General features: G+C 59.4%; 14 protein-coding genes and 1 pseudogene. 9 read left to right on the top strand and 6 right to left on the bottom strand.

What is annotated here, in order from left to right:
* Positions 1 to 186: 186 nt before the first annotated feature.
* The 3 genes and pseudogenes from dnaE2 to AC1DV9_RS24640 form a co-directional block, all read left to right on the top strand.
* Positions 187 to 715, top strand: a pseudogene (gene dnaE2 / locus AC1DV9_RS24650) (error-prone DNA polymerase); the annotation flags it as partial.
* Positions 716 to 963: 248 nt separating this feature from the next.
* Positions 964 to 1272 (top strand): type II toxin-antitoxin system TacA family antitoxin, encoded by a 309-nt coding sequence (locus AC1DV9_RS24645; protein WP_112386889.1) that lies wholly within the window; start codon positions 964 to 966, stop codon positions 1270 to 1272.
* Positions 1272 to 1814: a GNAT family N-acetyltransferase gene (locus AC1DV9_RS24640; protein ID WP_112386888.1), complete on the top strand. Its 543-nt coding sequence runs from the start codon at positions 1272 to 1274 to the stop codon at positions 1812 to 1814. Before AC1DV9_RS24645 ends, AC1DV9_RS24640 begins: the two co-directional genes overlap by 1 nt.
* Positions 1815 to 2400: 586 nt before the next feature.
* On the opposite strand, the gene AC1DV9_RS24635 is transcribed toward AC1DV9_RS24640, so the two are convergent.
* The 6 genes from AC1DV9_RS24635 to AC1DV9_RS24610 all read right to left on the bottom strand — a co-directional run bounded on the left by AC1DV9_RS24635 (position 2401) and on the right by AC1DV9_RS24610 (position 9623).
* Positions 2401 to 2802, bottom strand: a complete 402-nt coding sequence (locus tag AC1DV9_RS24635; protein WP_112446034.1) for a carboxymuconolactone decarboxylase family protein — start codon at positions 2800 to 2802, stop codon at positions 2401 to 2403.
* Positions 2803 to 2820: 18 nt separating this feature from the next.
* Positions 2821 to 4329 carry a sugar ABC transporter ATP-binding protein gene (locus AC1DV9_RS24630; protein ID WP_477950363.1) on the bottom strand — a complete coding sequence of 503 codons (1509 nt, stop codon included), beginning with the start codon at positions 4327 to 4329 and terminating at the stop codon, positions 2821 to 2823.
* Between the two features lies 1 nt (position 4330).
* Positions 4331 to 5380, bottom strand: a complete 1050-nt coding sequence (locus AC1DV9_RS24625) for an NHL repeat-containing protein (protein WP_477950362.1) — start codon at positions 5378 to 5380, stop codon at positions 4331 to 4333.
* On the bottom strand, positions 5377 to 7500 hold the full coding sequence (locus AC1DV9_RS24620; protein WP_477950361.1) for an ABC transporter permease: 2124 nt from the start codon (positions 7498 to 7500) through the stop codon (positions 5377 to 5379). The genes AC1DV9_RS24625 and AC1DV9_RS24620 overlap by 4 nt, the downstream gene beginning before the upstream one ends.
* Before the next feature lie 73 nt (positions 7501 to 7573).
* Entirely contained in the window at positions 7574 to 8590 is a 1017-nt protein-coding gene (locus AC1DV9_RS24615; RefSeq protein WP_310300345.1) for a sugar ABC transporter substrate-binding protein, read from the bottom strand.
* 49 nt (positions 8591 to 8639) lie between these two features.
* Complete coding sequence (locus tag AC1DV9_RS24610) at positions 8640 to 9623, bottom strand: ABC transporter permease (protein WP_310300348.1); 984 nt, start codon at positions 9621 to 9623, stop codon at positions 8640 to 8642.
* Positions 9624 to 10046: 423 nt separating this feature from the next.
* On the opposite strand from AC1DV9_RS24610, the gene AC1DV9_RS24605 reads away from it, so the two are divergent.
* The 6 genes from AC1DV9_RS24605 to AC1DV9_RS24580 all read left to right on the top strand — a co-directional run bounded on the left by AC1DV9_RS24605 (position 10047) and on the right by AC1DV9_RS24580 (position 15610).
* A complete protein-coding gene (locus AC1DV9_RS24605) occupies positions 10047 to 10943 on the top strand; it encodes a MurR/RpiR family transcriptional regulator (RefSeq protein WP_477950360.1) in 897 nt (298 codons plus the stop codon).
* A complete protein-coding gene (locus AC1DV9_RS24600; RefSeq protein WP_442208284.1) occupies positions 10936 to 11580 on the top strand; it encodes a cysteine hydrolase family protein in 645 nt (214 codons plus the stop codon). Before AC1DV9_RS24605 ends, AC1DV9_RS24600 begins: the two co-directional genes overlap by 8 nt.
* Positions 11577 to 12896, top strand: coding sequence for a glutamine synthetase family protein (locus AC1DV9_RS24595; protein ID WP_477950359.1), 1320 nt, complete (start codon positions 11577 to 11579; stop codon positions 12894 to 12896). Before AC1DV9_RS24600 ends, AC1DV9_RS24595 begins: the two co-directional genes overlap by 4 nt.
* Positions 12893 to 13642, top strand: coding sequence for an N-formylglutamate amidohydrolase (locus AC1DV9_RS24590; protein WP_442208286.1), 750 nt, complete (start codon positions 12893 to 12895; stop codon positions 13640 to 13642). Before AC1DV9_RS24595 ends, AC1DV9_RS24590 begins: the two co-directional genes overlap by 4 nt.
* A 430-nt stretch (positions 13643 to 14072) precedes the next feature.
* Positions 14073 to 15095, top strand: a complete 1023-nt coding sequence (gene rsgA / locus AC1DV9_RS24585; protein WP_442208288.1) for a ribosome small subunit-dependent GTPase A — start codon at positions 14073 to 14075, stop codon at positions 15093 to 15095.
* 320 nt (positions 15096 to 15415) lie between these two features.
* Positions 15416 to 15610 carry an MlrC C-terminal domain-containing protein gene (locus AC1DV9_RS24580; RefSeq protein WP_442208290.1) on the top strand — a complete coding sequence of 65 codons (195 nt, stop codon included), beginning with the start codon at positions 15416 to 15418 and terminating at the stop codon, positions 15608 to 15610.
* Positions 15611 to 15707: the final 97 nt, after the last annotated feature.

Genomic DNA, 15707 nt, shown 5'->3' with positions numbered 1-15707 from the left:
ACATGACGACTCCGAACATAAATGGCCTCGACCACGATGCACGTCGCTTGTCTTGCTTCCCAATGCTGACGTTCAGCTAGCATCCCAAGAGGCGACGACTGTCGCATCTCTAACTAGCCTATATGTCGCATCTCTAAAATGCCGCTACAACATCGTATCGCATAATCAACATTATGGAACTCACTGCAGCAGGAGCCGGCGGTGGCACGTCGGGAGATGACGGATGGCCATAACGTTATCTAGGATTGCAGCGATACCGGGCTGCCCCTGCGGCAACATCCGATTGCCTTCCTCCGCGAGGATCTTTCGGCGCGCAACATGATCACCTGCGCCGATGCGGTGAGCGCTCGCGACGTGCGATGGGTCTATACGACCGGCCTTGTCCTCGTGCGCCAAAAGCCGGGATCCGCAAAAGGCTTCATGTTCATCACCATCGAGGACGAAACCGGCCCGCCAACCCTGTCGTCTGGCCGACGCTGTTCGAGAAGCGCTGGCAGGTCGGTCATCTCGTTGCCCATCAGCTGTTCGACCTGTCTGGCGATCTCGACCTCGCCGATCGCGACGAGGCCTTCAGATTGCCGGCCGGCCGCGGCGACGCTTTTGCTGAGGGCCGGATCCGCGGGATACACCGAAGCCGGTCATCGCTCCGCGCGATATGTTCGTTCCGGACCTTCATATCGACACACTGAAGATCAAGGCGCGGAATTTTCACTGATAGCGGTGCGGTTGCGTGAATTAAGGACCCCTGCTGTTTTTCACGATTGCTGAACGTTGAAGTCGATGGTTCTGTTTCTTCGACGACAACAGCAGCGCTGCCGGAACAGCCGATCAAAAGAATCATGGACGCAGTTCGATCGTCATTGTACGTATGTATGACGTACAATGATCCATCTGCTAACTTGACGTGTACGTCGTTTAGACGTACATACATAATGACACTATTATCCTGACCAGGAGGCGATGATGGTTGCTTTCAAAGATATGACCGCAGAGATCGATGAGCCAAGCGACGCACGTATGGGCTTTCGTACGAAGGCGCGGATCAAGACAGCAATCCAACGTGCTGCTGCGCTGTCCGGTGTGGACGATTCGGCTTTTACCATCAACGCGGCTTATCAAGCGGCTATGACCACGATTGCCGCTCATGAACGGACCCTTTTGCAGCCGGCCGATCATGCTGCCTTTTTTGCGGCGCTGGACAATCCGCCAGAGCCGACAGATAGCCTTAAGGCAGCTTTCAAGCGCCATAGCGCGACTGTCGTCTCAAAATAATGCCGCAGAGTGAGGCACCAAAGCCGATCATCGAGCCGTTCGATCCTTCGAAGCACGATCGGGCGGCGTTTTCTTGCGGGATTGAGCAGGTCGATAACTTTTTCCAGAAGACGGCAAACAAGCTTCAAAAGAGCGACAATCTTCGTGTTTTCGTGATGACTCGAGACGGAGGCCTAGTGATGGGCTTCTACGCCATCAACAACCATGCCGTAGACTATACCGAGCTTCCGAAGAAGTTTGCCCGTGACCGCCCCGGACACGGCTCAATTCCGGCCGCCTACATCTCGATGATCGGTCGCGACCTGAAATTCGCGGGCAGCGGTTACGGCGGCGATTTGCTGATCGACTGTCTCATGAGAATAGCGCGGATCTCCGATGAGATAGGGACGGCTATCGTCATGCTCGATGTCCTTGATTGCGGTGATGCAGCGCGAACCGAGAGGCGGGTGAAGCTTTACAAGCGATACGGCTTTCAGCCCTTGGCCACCAACGCGATGCGGATGTTCCTCGCCGTCGCAACGATCAAGAAGATGTTCGACTAACGCCCTGCCGCTCAGACGTCCTTCGACGATTTTCCCGTAAAGATTCAATGCCAGTTTATAATGTGAGGCAGGGCGCCCGAACCGCCGCGTCGTAAACCCGGAGCACCATGCCACGCTAGTGCTACCTGATTTCGTTGCGCTCATTCTCCATGCTGGCAAAAGCTGCTGTCGCCGTAGCGTCGGCTGACCGAAAAGCTGGTTTGCACCGCTATCGATTGCCTGTGAGTGCCTCTACTTCCTGAAGGTATTCCTCAGCCTGTCTGGCCAGATCGGCAAAGAAATCCTTGGCGACGGCGGAAGCCGAATAAACGGCCGGTTCGGCGCCCAGCCGGATAGGCGATCTCACGTTCGAGCGTGAGGATCGTCTCGTCGCGCAGGTGGTGAAGAATGCCGAAGGTCTCGATATCGTTCCAAAGCGTCGAACACCAACAAACGCATCCGACGCTTCATGCCCGGGGACACGGATCTTGCCAATGTCACCCAGCAACGGTTGACCGACTTGGGGCGAAGCCTTTGCTGCCTATTTGCGGGAAAGTGGCTGATGCCCTACCCTCAAGGCGGCCATAATGCGCTTGGGTTAGCTTCTCTAGAGAAACGCCTCATCGACCGGAATTTGCATCGCGGTGACAAGATGATTTGTTTGCCCTGCGAGCCCTATCACCGCCAGCAGTTCCGCATGCTGAGCTTCAGTCATGCCACGCGCCTTCGCTGCGGCCGTGTGCGAATGGACGCAATAGGAACAGCCATTTGCGGTAGAGACCGCTATGTAGATCATCTCGCGCGTCAGCGGATCGAGGACGCCTTCGACAGCCATGACGGCCTTGAGGCTTTCCCAAGTGCGCTTCAGCAAGGGCGGATCATTGGCGAGGCCACGCCAGAAGTTGTTGATGAAATCCGACTTCCGGGTCGCCCGGATATCGTCGAAAACGGCCTTCGCAGCCGGGATCACTTCGATTTCGGCATCGGTCAGGAGTTTCACGGTCGCCATTGTCGTTCCTTTCGCTCGTCAGTGGACGGCAGCGTACATGATCTTTGCCTCGGTGGAATCGCCTGGCGAAAATTCCTCGACGATCCGGCCCTGCCTGCAGACAAGGATGCGGTCCGACAGGTTCATGATCTCTGGCAGATAGGATGAAATCACCACGACCGCCAATCCGCGATCGGCGAGCTCATTGATGATCTGATGGATTTCAGCGATGGCGCCGACATCGACGCCGCGGGTCGGCTCGTCAAAGATCACCACCCGCGGCTCCTGAACGAGACCCTTGCCAATCACGACTTTCTGCTGGTTGCCGCCTGACAGTTCAACGACGCGCGCGTTGTCGTTGATCGCGCGGATGTTCAGCTTGCTCGTCCACTCGACGGCAAGCTTGTGCATCTCGCTCATGCTGATGATGCTGCTCTTCTCGCGGTCGGCGGACAGAAGACCGCCGAAGATATTCTCGGCAATCGACATCGTTTCGAAAAAACCCTCGCTCTTTCGATCCTCGGTGACGTAGACGATGCCGTCCTTCACCGCCTCGCGGGGAACGTAATAGCGGACGGGCTTGTCATCGAGCTCGACAGAGCCGCCGCGCTTGAAGTCGCGCTTGTAGATGCCGGAGACGACCTTGAAGGTTTCGGTCCGGCCCGATCCGATAAGCCCGAAGACGCCGGTGATCTGTCCTTCGAAAATCGAGAACGAGTTGTTGCGCACAACATTGCTCATCGACAGGTCCTGAACCGAGAGCACCTTCTTGCCGGGCTTACGGATGGTGGATGAATCACGCTTGCGATAAAGCTCTCCGGTGAGCGTTCTGCCGACCATCGCCGCGATGATCTTTTCCCGGTCGAACTCCGACGTGTCTCCCGATGCGACGAGTTCACCATCACGAAGGATGGTGATGCGATCGGCGATCGCCAACGCTTCCTCGAGCGCATGGCTGATGAAGACGATCGACACTCCCCTCGCCTTCAACCGCCTCACGAGTGCAAAAAAGTGGCGCTTCTCTTCAGGGGTCAGCGTTGCGGTCGGCTCGTCGAAAATGATGATCTCGGCATTGTGGTGAACGGCGCGGGCAATCTCGACCATCTGCTTCTTGGCGGCACCCAGGGTTTCGACCATAGCTGTCGGATCGACAGGGAAGTTGAGTGACTGCAAAAACTGCTGAGCGGAGATGTAGATGCCGCGCAGGCGGTTCAGAAAGCCTTCCGTCCCCAGATAGAGATTTTGTGCCACCGTCATGGACGGTACGAGACTGGTCTCCTGGAAGACCATTGCGATGCCGGCGTCCAGCGCCTGGTACGGCGAGCCGTAGCTGACCTCCTTGCCATGGTGGGTCATGGTACCGGACGTCCGTTCGACGACACCGGCGATGATCTTCGCCAGCGTCGACTTGCCGGCGCCGTTTTCGCCCAGCAGCGCGTGGACTTCGCCCTTGCGCAAATCGAAGCTGACATTCTTGACCGCGGGAACGCCGCGATACTCCTTGGTGACGTTCTCCAGGTGGACGATGATCTCGTTTGCTGCCGCCATTCTATCTGACCTCCGCCACATCCATGGATACGAGCATGCCGGCGCCCTTGCAGGTGATGAATAGCCTGCCCTCGTGTTCGGCAACGCTGGTGGTGCCGTGCCTGATGCCATCGGCGCGGCTGTGCAGGCTTGATAGCGGTTGCAGCCGGGCATCAAGCTTGACGACCAGACCGTAGGAGCGGCTCGGTGACCAAGGCTTGTGGATTCCCATGGTCTTGATGCCGCCGCACTGCAGCGGCTCGAGAAAACTCGTTCCCGATGAGAGCGATGGCGCGATCCAGAATTCGGGCGGGACGCTTGCCATCATGTCTTCACGATACCGCTGCTCCTGAAGAACAAATTCGATCAGGCGGTTACGCGGAGCAAAGATCGAGAGCCACGCTCCCCCATCGGCGGCCTGAGAAAGCCGCGCTGGGTATCCGGGAAGATTGTCGACCACTGTCTCTATGGGGCCTGATGCCGAGATCCTGACGATCCGGTGATGCCAGGCTTCGCTGACGGCAACGCCATCGGAATTTGCCAGAAGCCCATAGGGGAATGCCAGGCCGCCGGCGACCTTGCGCGGCGCCCGGCTGCCGGGTTCGATCTTCCAGACGCTTCCTGAGCGCCCTTTTGACATGAGATCCCGTGCCCATTGATCCGGCGCGATGCGATCTGCACCATTTGCCAGCCACAATGCCCCATCGGGGGCGAAGGCAAGCGCGGTGATGCACCTGATCTCTTTAGGGAGCGGCAGCGCTTCGCGATCGAGAACGAGTGAGCCGGACACTAGAGCGATCGCCAGCGTCCCCGACGCCGACGCCGCCGTTGCGCAGATTTCCGCATCGAACTCCTGCAACACTTCTTGTTGCCCTGTGGACAAGATAGAAAGCAGTTTTCGTCCGGACGAGACGACGAGCCGGCCATCGTGCACGAGCGCATTGTCGACGTCAGGAAGTGTCGCGATCAGCGGCGCATCGTCGAGCGCCTGGTTCGGACGAAATGCACCGTCGAGCGGCGGGATGGTCACGGCCTTGCCGCGAAACAGATCGAGGATCGGATCGAAAATCATCGGGCGCTCCCCCAATAGGAGGACGGCCCGGTCCATGTCTGACTGCCGGTCGAAAGCTTGTAGCGGCCGACTCGGTTATTCAGGATGCCCCCGACGTATAGATAGCCCTTGTGTTCGCGCATCGACGTGACCATCGGGTGCGAGACGCCGGAAAGATCGGCCATGGCATCGCGGATGGTTCCGGTCTCGTCGAATTTGACGATGCCGCCGGTGTTGATGTTCGGAAACAGCCAGTCATCTTGAGGGAGACGCCGGGTCATGCGCTTGCGCATGCCTGGGTGGCGAAGCGACAAATCAAAGCTTGGTGTTCGCATGCCGAGCCAGGCCATCCAATAGGTGCCGTCCGAGGCGCGGTTGATATTGTCGGGATAGCCGGGCATGTCGGCGATCACGCATTCGGCGGTGCCCGCCTTCGGCCCGTCCAGCCAGTAGCGGTGAACACGACATGCCCAGCTTTCGGCAAAGAAGATCGACTTGCCATCATGGGCGACGCAGACGCCGTTGGTGTAGCGATATCCATCCAGCAGGGTCTTGGTCTTGCCGGTCTTCGGATCGTAGACCAGCAGGCGGCCTGTCGCACGGTTTTCGATCGAGTCCAGCGCCCAGTCGTGGGCGTCGTAGCGTTTCGTCGAGTCGGTGAAGTAGATCCGGCCGTCGGGCGCGATGTCGCAGTCGTTCGGGTCGCGCAGCCGCGCGTCGTCGACGACGGAAGTCCATGACCGCGATGTCTCGGCCGTGAGCTTGGTCACCGTGCGGTCCGGCGCGATCGAATAGAGACCCATCGCACCGACGCAGCTGATCAGGTTGCGGTCCTTGTCGAAGGCCAGCCCCAGCGGGAAGCCACCGACATGGGCAAACACTTCCGAGCGCTGGTAATCAGGCGCGAAGAAGCGGACGATCTCGCCGTGACGCGTGCCGCAATAGAGATTGTCGTCATCATCAAGGATGACATCCTCGGGACCTTCGAGCTCGCCAAGGCCGATATATTGCGTCTGCGACAACCGGTCGTCCAGCGCATAGGGCGTGCCCGAACCGGGGACGGCGGATTGCGCTTCCCCCATGCGCAGGTAGACGGGAGCGACATAGACTTCGTTCAAGACCTTGTGACGGTTCTTCAGCCATCTGATATCGATCGTGACGGCGACTGCCAGCATCAGGCCGAGTACCATCTGGTTGGTGCCGGTTCCGTAACCCAGCCGGATAAGACCGTTGGTCATGACGAGGACGATGATTGCGCCCATCAGGCCCTTGATGACCGACCCTCTTCCGCCGCCAAGACTATTGCCGCCGACGACCGCCGCCGTAAGCGCCAGAATCTCGAGGTTGAGGCCCGTGCCGGGCCCTGCCCCGCTCAGCCGGCAGGCAATCAGGAAGCCTGCGATCGAGGAGCAAAGCCCAGAGAATACATAGGTCAGGAACACGGTCCGCTTGACCTTGATGCCGGCATTATGCGCCGAGCGGCGCGAGCCGCCGACGGCGAGAATATGCCAGCCTGGGCGCGACCGCGTCAGGGCAATATGCGTCAGGACGATGAAGACGATCGCCGTCAGGACGGACACAGATATGCCGAGCACCGTGCCATCGCCGACGAAATCCCAGACGTCGGACATGGCCGAGGACATCTGGATCTGGGCGGCGAAATTGACGACGAGGATGTCGTAGACCGCTCTGCCGATGATGAAGGTCACCAGCGTCGTCAGAAATGCCCGGAGCCTGAGAAAACCGACCAGGTATCCGTTGATCGCACCGAAGGCGACACCCGTCGCGATTGAGGCCAGCAGGGCGACCAAGACGGGCTGCTCGAATATGAAGAAGGTGGAGACGGCCGCAAAGCAGGACAGCGCAAAAATCGAACCGACCGAAAGATCGATCCCGCCTCCCAGCATGACGACGGTCAACCCGGTGACGACGATCGAGAACTCGCCGAGCTGGCGGGTCGAATCCTGAAGCGAATTGATCTTGAAGAAACCCGGGATTGCCGAGCCAAATCCGGCGACGACGATCACCAGGGCAAGAAATGGTATCGCATTGTCGGTCCAGCGCTTGGTCAGGATCTCGCCGGCGAGGTGATCCGGGATCAAATTGTATCGCCACGCCTGCAAGCGTTCTCTGAATGTCATGTGTATGGACCGGATAAGATGGGGAAGACGTGCGAAGCCCCTCGGCCGAGGGGCTCCATTTGCAGACAGGTGCTTACTTCGCAGCTGTCTTCAGTGCCTTGAGGTCCCAGCAGCTGTCGGGCTTCAGGTCCGCCTTGGTCGTCGCCTTCTCCAGGGTGTAGATATAAGCCTTGGAGGTGCCGGCAGGCTGGCCGCTCTGCAACAGGAATTTGATGATGGCGTTGATGTCGCGCGACTGGTGATGAAGTTCGGTCATCACGACAGCGCCGTAGGTGCCGTTTTCCAGATTATCGCAGTCGGCAGCCTTTTCACCGCCGCCGGTGGTGACGAGGAACACCTTGTCCTGCAGCTTGGCGTCGCGAATGGCTGCAGCTGCACCCGAGGCGTCGCCATCCCAGAAATCGATGATGCCGCAAATATCGGGGTGCTGCTGGAGCATCGTCGTGGTGACGTTGCGGGAGGTCGTCGCATCCCAGTTGGAATCGGGTTTCGCGACCACCTGGAAATCCGGGTTCTTCGCCAGAACCTTGGTGATGCCTGCATATTGGTAGAGGCTGGAGGCATTGACCTGGTCGCCCTGGACGAGGCCGATCTTCTTCGAGGAATTGGGCCCGCAGCCCTTGATCACCGCTTCGGCTTCCAGCTGGCCAAGGCGGTCCCAATCGCTGCCGACGAAAGCGTCAGCGGCGAAGTTTGCAGGATTGTCGATCAGGATGACGTATGTACCGGCGGCTTGCGCCTTCTTGAGCAGACGCGCGTAGGAGTTCAGGTCCGGCGAATGGACGATGAGGACATCCGGCCGGGTGTCCGAGGAGATCGCCTCGGTGATCGCCTGAGCGCCGGCCTCGACGCTCCAGTTGGGGTCGCGGGTCTCGAACACGCCGCCGAAGGCCTCAACTTCGGTCTGGAGATAATGCGCCCAGCCCTGCGCGAGGTCGAAGCCCATGGCCATCGGAACGAGCATCACCCGCTTGCCATTGAGGGCCTGGGAATAAGCTGCCGGACCCGGATCTTCCTGCGCTGGAGCGGCGGTTACGAAAACCGACAGCGACAAAGTCGCTGCGGCAAAGAGTGCCTTCACGTATTTCATGGGGTCCCCCGATGAGTTGACGGATGAATTCGTTCGTCCCGCGCCACGTTCAGATGTCCCCCTGCTGGGCCGTCTGCTCGTCACGCGGATTGAGAAGCCCGTCGATTACGATGGCGACGAGCAGGATCGTGGATTTGATCAGGTTCTGGTAGATCAGCGGGATGTCGATGATGGTCATCGCGTTCAGCATGATGCCGATCAGCGCCGACCCGAACAGCACGTTGCGAACGCTCCCCTTTCCCCCCGAAAGGCCGATCCCGCCAATCACCGCGACCAGCACGATGTCATAGAGGAGCGTCGAGTTGACGACGCGCGTATTGATCGAGTGAAGGCTGGCGGCCGTCAGCAGGCCGGCAAGAAACGCGACGAGCGCGGAGAGGACGTAACGAAAGACCAGCATCGGCCGGACGGGCATGCCCGCGTTGCGGGCGGCGACCGGATTGTCCCCGGCATAATACACGTAGCGTCCCCATTTGGTGTAGCGAAGGAACAGGAAGATAACGAACGCGAGAGCGGCGAAAATGAAGACCTCGATCGGGATGTCGAGAAAGCGCAGGCCGCCCAACAGCTGCAGCCAGTTGTCGGGCGGAACCGGCACGGCATCCTGGGCGATCAGCTGCGAGCGCACGAAGCCGAAGACGAACGAACCGCTGGCAAGGGTGACGAAGATCGCCGGCACATCGGCATAAGCGACCAGAAAGCCGTTTAGCAGGCCGATACCGACGACCCCTGCGAGCACAAGGGCGAGCGCTTGCCAGCCGGAGCTTCCATCGTTGAGCAGCTGGAGATACCACGCGACGGACATCGCCATGACGGCGACGGCCGACAGATCGATGCCACGCCCGATGATGACGACGGCCATTCCAAGCGCCAGGATGCCGAGCACGGATACCGAGCGGATGATCGAGACGACGTTTTCGGCCGTGAAGAAACCAGGCAGAGTAGCCGACGCCACGATAAAGATGATGACGGCGATCGCGGCCACGATCGTCTCCTGGCTCAACGCCGTCAGATGCAGTCCGCTACGTTTCATTCCACGTCCCCAAATCACGCGAAGCCTGCCGGTGCGCGGGAAGATCGTCAAAGTTTGAAGCCCCCAAATACAGCCGGAGTTGGAGAAGGAATTTCGACGCAAAGATGCTTTCGCGCGAAATCAAATTCTCGGCGCTCCTCCACGCCAATGCGCGGAGCGGTGCATGCTGTACGGTGCTATTCGACTTGTTCCCACGCAGTCTGTTGCTGCGTTGCGAGAACGTTAGGCCTCTGCCCGCCGCGATGTCAATATCATTTCATGATGCGATGAAGCGCAAAGGCTTGAAATGAGATCGACAAGAAACGGGGACGGCGCCGCAGAAAGGACAATCTGAAAAATTCCTTTCACATTTTGCCATTTTACTGTATTTCGCAGATTGAACTTCAGGGGGAAGCAGCCGTGACGGACGTCAGGACATTGCTGTTGGATCAAAAGCTGGTGCTGACGCCGTCGGAAGAACGGATCGTGCAGATTCTGCTGGCCGACTATCCGGCGTCCGGCCTTGGTACGGCCGGAAATCTCGCCAAAAAGGCAGGCGTCAGCGATGCGACTGTCGTTCGTCTTGCGGTCAAGCTTGGCTTTGAGGGTTTTCCCGATTTGCAGAAGCGGTTGCTGTCGGAAGTCGAGGCCCGTCTCCATTCTCCATTGCTGATGATGGAGGCAAAGAGGCACGATGGCGCGGTCCAGGGCATTGCAGAGGCCTATCTTCACGCTGTCTCCGAGACCATCGACAAGACGATCGGCGCGACGCCCAGCAATACCTATGATAAGGTCGGCAAGATCATCATGGCGGCCAAGGGACGCGTCGGCCTGGTCGGCGGCCGCTTCAGCCGCCACATCGCCGGAATGCTGTCCGGATATCTGTCGCAGTTTCGGCCGAACGTGCAGGATATCGGCACGCTTTCCGCACAGTCGTTCGACATTCTGGTCGACTATGGCAAGCGCGATGTGCTGATCGCCTTCGACTACAGGCGATATCAGAACGACGTCATCGCCTTTGCCTCGCAGGCCGCCGATCGCGGAACATCCGTCATCCTGTTTACCGATCAGTGGCTCTCGCCGATTGCGGAACATGCCGAAGTCACGATCATCTGTCCTCTGGACGTCCCTTCGCCCTACGACACGCTGGCACCGGCCGTGGCCCAGATCGAGGCACTGGTAGCACAAATTCTCGCCTCGCTCGACGATGCGACGCGCAGGCGCGTTGAAAGCCTCGAAGCTGTGCGTGCCTACAATGCCGTCACGCTCGATGGCGCCGACAATGTCAGCTCCACCCAACCCGGCCCCAAGCGCACGAAAGGTACCACAAGCGATGCCTAGCCCACTTCTGAGGCGGGATGCCCCTTACGTCCCAGGCGAAACGGCGATCTTGCTCGTCGACATGCAGCGCATCTGGCTGGAACCGGGGCTCGATCCCGATCATCCGGAGCGTGGTCCCGATCACTATTTCTACCGCCAGACGGCATCGGTCACCATTCCGAACAACGAGCGCCTGCTTGCAGCGGCAAGAGCGAACGGCATCGAGGTGTTGCACACGATCATCCAGAGCCTGACGGATGATGGCCGTGACAGATCGCTCGATCACAAGCTGACGCCAATCCATATCCCGCCAAGCAGCCCTGAGGGCTTTCCTCCTGAAAATCTCGGCCCGAGGAATGACGAGATCCTCATCCCGAAGACGTCGTCCGGCGTCTTCAACTCGACCAACATCGACTACGTTCTCAAGAATCTCGGTATCCGCTACCTGATCATCTCTGGCATCATGACCGACCAATGCGTCGACATGGCCGTCAGAGACGCGGCAGATCGCGGTTACTACGTGACCTGCGTATCCGACGCCTGCGCCGCCGCGTCCCAGGAACGCCATGACATCGCCTTGAAGGCATTCGGTGGCTATTGCTGGGTCACCGACACCGATACGGTCGTCAACCGCCTGGCTGCGAGGTCGGCTGCATGACCGGCGCCGGGGCTCTGACCGGGATCGTCACGACCGACATTGCTGCGGTGACCCGGGGCCGCTTTGTCGCCAGCAGCGCGTTTGAAAAGATGCTTACGGGCGGCGTCGGCTGGCTGCAGGCGAACCTTTCGCTGACGCCGTTCAACGTCATTGCGCATCCCAATCCGTGGGGCTCTTCGGGCGATCTGCGATTGCTGCCGGACGCGACAGCCCGATTCCGCACCGCAAAGACCGGCGCGGACACGCCATTCGATATGGTGCCGGGCAACCTTGTGGAACTGGACGGCCAGCCCTGGGCATGCTGCACCAGAACCATCCTGGCCAATGCTCTCGATGACCTGAAGGCACAGACCGGACTGACGATCGTTGCCGCTTTCGAACACGAGTTCAAACTGCTGGACGCCGGCCTGCCACGCGAACATGTGATGTCCTTTGCCGGCTTGCGGCGCGTGGATGGCTTCGCCTCGCAGGTGATGGAGGCGCTCGACGAAGCCGGTCTCAAACCTGAAGTCATCATCTCGGAATATGGGGAAGACCAGTTCGAGGTGACGAATGCACCGTCAAACGGACTTGCAGCCGCCGACCGTGCCGTCGCTCTGCGAGAGATCATCCGCGAAATCGCCCGTAACCGCGGCTGGAAGGCGTCATTTGCCCCGAAGACATCGCCGTCATCGGTCGGAAACGGTGTCCATATTCATTTCAGTCTCGTCGGGGCCGATGGACAACCGGCCTCCTATGACGCTTCAGGGCCATCGGGACTGTCGGAAGCGGCTGGCGCCTTCTGCGCCGGCATCCTCAAGCATCTTCCAGCGATCACCGCATTAACGGCGTCGAGCGTCTCCTCCTACTATCGTCTGAAGCCGCACAACTGGAGCTCTTCCTACACTTGGCTCGGCGACAAGGACCGGGAAGCGACCCTCAGGATATGCCCGACGGTGACGATCGGCGGCAACGATCCGGCGAAAAGCTTCAACGTCGAATATCGTGCTGCCGACGCGACGGCAAATCCCTATCTGGCGCTGGCGGCCATTGTTCGCGCCGGTCTGGAAGGCCTGAAGGCGCGGCTGCCCTGTCCGCCCGTTCACTCCGGCGACCCCGACGAACTGATGGAAGCAGACCGCGCAGAGCTGGGTCTTCGACGGCTCCCGGAAACGCTTGAGGACGCCCTCAATGCACTGCAAGGCGATCAGGTCGTCACCTCATGGTTCCCGAAGATATTTCTGGACACTTTTGCGGGAATGAAGGCGTTCGAAATCAAGTCGCTTGAAGGCCTCGACGAGGAGGCGATCTGCGCCAGCTACAGGGCGGTCTATTGAACAGCCGCACATCAGATTTTCACGCGTGGCCAGATCCGGTCGAGGTGCTCAACGCCGAAGGCCAGTCCGAGATCGTGCTGATTTGCGAGCACGCCTCGAATTACATTCCGGAGGTGTTTGACGGCCTCGGGTTACCGCCCGAAGACCTGGTTCGCCATATCGCCTGGGATATCGGAGCAGAAGCCGTAAGCCGCGCGCTTTCATTGCATCTCGACGCCCCGTGTTTCATCGGCAAGTATTCGCGGCTTCTCATCGACCTCAACAGGCCGCCCGGAAGCCCGACAAGCATTCCCGAGCGATCCGAAGCAACCGATATTCCCGGCAATTTCCTGCTTGGGGCCGAAGACAGGCAACTCAGAACAGAAAGAATATTCACGCCGTTCCAGGCCGCAATTTCGCGGCATCTCGACCTGCGCCAGCAGCAAGGACGGCCAACGAAGATCATTGCGATCCATTCGTTCACCCCAGTGTTCCTGGGAGAGCAGCGTCCCTGGCACGCCGGCATCCTGTTTGGTAAGTCGTTCGGACTGGGACGGCAGATCATCGACCGCCTGACGGAGATCACCAAGTTGAGGATAGGAGCGAATGTCCCCTACGTGATCGAACGGATCAGCGACTACGCCATCCCTGTCCATGGCGAAGACCGGGGGCTGGATGCCGTGCTGGTCGAGATCCGCCAAGACCTGATCGGATCCGCCGATGGTCAATCGCGCTGGGCAACCTATCTCGCCGGGGCTTTGAGCTGAAACCGGCGTGTTGCCGACCCTTGGACAGCCGGGTCATGTGAGTGCCTGGCAGAGCGCTTACTTGAAATGTTCATCTTCGTTGCCGCGATGATTGATCGCATTTTGTGTCAGCAAGTGGTAGATGACAGCCGACGGGGCATGAGCTGTTGTGTATCATTCTCAAAACTGTGAAACGGTACTGGAGAACTTTTTGGGTTGGAAAACACCGAAGTTTGAATACGTGAACGGTTATAAGATCGTTGAAATTGATGGGCCTGCCTTCAAGGTCTATGACGGTGACCGTCAGCTTGGGGAGGATTTCCCCTATCCCGGCGAGGCTGCAGCTTACGCAACCTCTCTGCCAAAGCGGGATCAGCCACGCCGTTAGGCGATAAACCGCGAAACAGCATTGAGAAACGAATGTGACAACCTTACCCGATGCGGTGCAAGATTGACCAGCTTCCCCCTTTCGTCACCGCTTAAACTGCTTGGGTGGTCTGAGTTCTTCGCGAAACAGGTCCAGCCCGGCGAGGCGGACTTGATCCCCAGACGGATTGCTTCAGTTCACCGCGCACGTCTTGAGGCAATCGACGTCACTGGACCGGCCGGAATTGAACTTCCAGCCCACGCCAACACCGCTGAATATGCGGTGGGCGACTGGATTCTTGCCGATCCCCTGACCGGTATGCTTGTCCGCCGTCTCGATCGGAAGAGTGTCTTTCAACGATGCCCGGAAGGTGGACGTGGCCAGCAACTTGTTGCCGCCAACATCGACACGCTGTTCATCGTCACCTCCTGCAATGCGGATTTCAATCTCGCCCGGCTGGAACGCTACCTGATCATGGCGATCCAAGCCGGCAGTAGCCCGGTGATTGTACTGACAAAGGCCGACGTCACTGAAGACGCCGGCAGGTTCATGGCGGAAGCCGGGGCGCTACAACGGGATGTGCCTGTCGTCGCCCTGAACGGGCGCTCTGCCGATGCAGTGTCGCAGTTGAGACCTTGGTGCGGCGCAGGTCAGACCGTCGCGCTGGTGGGATCCTCCGGTGTCGGAAAATCGACGCTTGTGAACACAATGACGGGGTCGGAATCTGACGCGAAGCAAAAGACGGGCGCGATCCGGGAATATGATTCACAGGGCCGGCACACGACCACGGCTCGATCCCTGCACGCAATTTCAGGCGGCGGCTGGGTCATTGATACGCCAGGAATAAGAACACTTTACGTAAGCGATGTTGCCGACGGCATAGATACACTCTTTGCTGAAATCACCGAGCTGGCGCCGCTTTGCCGTTTTCGCGACTGCACCCATGCCCATGAACCCGGATGCGCCGTCCAGGCAGCTGTTGCAAGTGGCGCCCTGTCCGCCGATCGCTTGGAACGCTGGCGCAGCCTGCTTGCGGAAAACCGTGAGCGAACACCTGTCGTGAGCGGACCACGCGGCAACAAGATCGTTCGCAAGAAGAAATATTGAACGCTTGTGTGGGCGGCAATCGCGGGCGTCGCGTAAGCGGCGTTGGCAGGACCCGGCCTCGATTCGTATTTCGGCGGCTGCAGGGCAAAAGTTTATCAGCGCATCTTTCCCACCGTCATGCCCCGCCGGCACGGCTTATTTCTCGGCAGGGCCACGCAAGATCGGCAGCAGCAGATAATCGTTCCGGTTGGGATCGAAGGCAACGATCTCCAGACCGCACGAAAATGCCTCCTGCAGACCACCGCGTAGCGAAAGGAGATCGGAATCGTCAAACGTGCTGTTAACGGCAGGTGGCACGCGAACTCGCGTGCATTGGTCCCATGGCCGTCCCGCGGCGCGACCCTGCATCGCTGAAATTCCTGGTATTGAAGTCGATGCAGCATTTCCGCGCCGCCTTCGAGCCACTCGCCGGCCAGGTCGTCGTCTGCTACAGCGGCGCTCTGGCCACGCCGCGCGCGGAGTTGCGGCCCTACGTCAATGTAAAGCGGCCGATCTGGCCGCTGGATCGCACCTGAAGCCTCATCGCTCTCGAAGCAATGTGAAGCCATAGCGCGACAATTGCTGCAGTTTCCTCTACGTTCCCGCCGGAGATGAAGCGGGCAGAGAGTTGAG

It is taken from the genome of Rhizobium sp. 01L410 (assembly GCF_056400165.1).
Note: the sequence above shows the minus strand (reverse complement) of the source record. Positions and strands in the feature narration are given on the sequence as shown.

Excerpts from the sequence above, each read along its gene's own strand:
- AC1DV9_RS24645 (WP_112386889.1), top strand. The coding sequence starts at position 964 with ATGGTTGCTTTCAAAGATATGACCGCAGAGATCGATGAGCCAAGCGAC.
- AC1DV9_RS24640 (WP_112386888.1), top strand. The coding sequence starts at position 1,272 with ATGCCGCAGAGTGAGGCACCAAAGCCGATCATCGAGCCGTTCGATCCT.
- AC1DV9_RS24635 (WP_112446034.1), bottom strand. The coding sequence starts at position 2,802 with ATGGCGACCGTGAAACTCCTGACCGATGCCGAAATCGAAGTGATCCCG.
- AC1DV9_RS24630 (WP_477950363.1), bottom strand. The coding sequence starts at position 4,329 with ATGGCGGCAGCAAACGAGATCATCGTCCACCTGGAGAACGTCACCAAG.
- AC1DV9_RS24625 (WP_477950362.1), bottom strand. The coding sequence starts at position 5,380 with ATGATTTTCGATCCGATCCTCGATCTGTTTCGCGGCAAGGCCGTGACC.
- AC1DV9_RS24620 (WP_477950361.1), bottom strand. The coding sequence starts at position 7,500 with ATGACATTCAGAGAACGCTTGCAGGCGTGGCGATACAATTTGATCCCG.
- AC1DV9_RS24615 (WP_310300345.1), bottom strand. The coding sequence starts at position 8,590 with ATGAAATACGTGAAGGCACTCTTTGCCGCAGCGACTTTGTCGCTGTCG.
- AC1DV9_RS24610 (WP_310300348.1), bottom strand. The coding sequence starts at position 9,623 with ATGAAACGTAGCGGACTGCATCTGACGGCGTTGAGCCAGGAGACGATC.
- AC1DV9_RS24600 (WP_442208284.1), top strand. The coding sequence starts at position 10,936 with ATGCCTAGCCCACTTCTGAGGCGGGATGCCCCTTACGTCCCAGGCGAA.
- AC1DV9_RS24595 (WP_477950359.1), top strand. The coding sequence starts at position 11,577 with ATGACCGGCGCCGGGGCTCTGACCGGGATCGTCACGACCGACATTGCT.
- AC1DV9_RS24580 (WP_442208290.1), top strand. The coding sequence starts at position 15,416 with ATGGCCGTCCCGCGGCGCGACCCTGCATCGCTGAAATTCCTGGTATTG.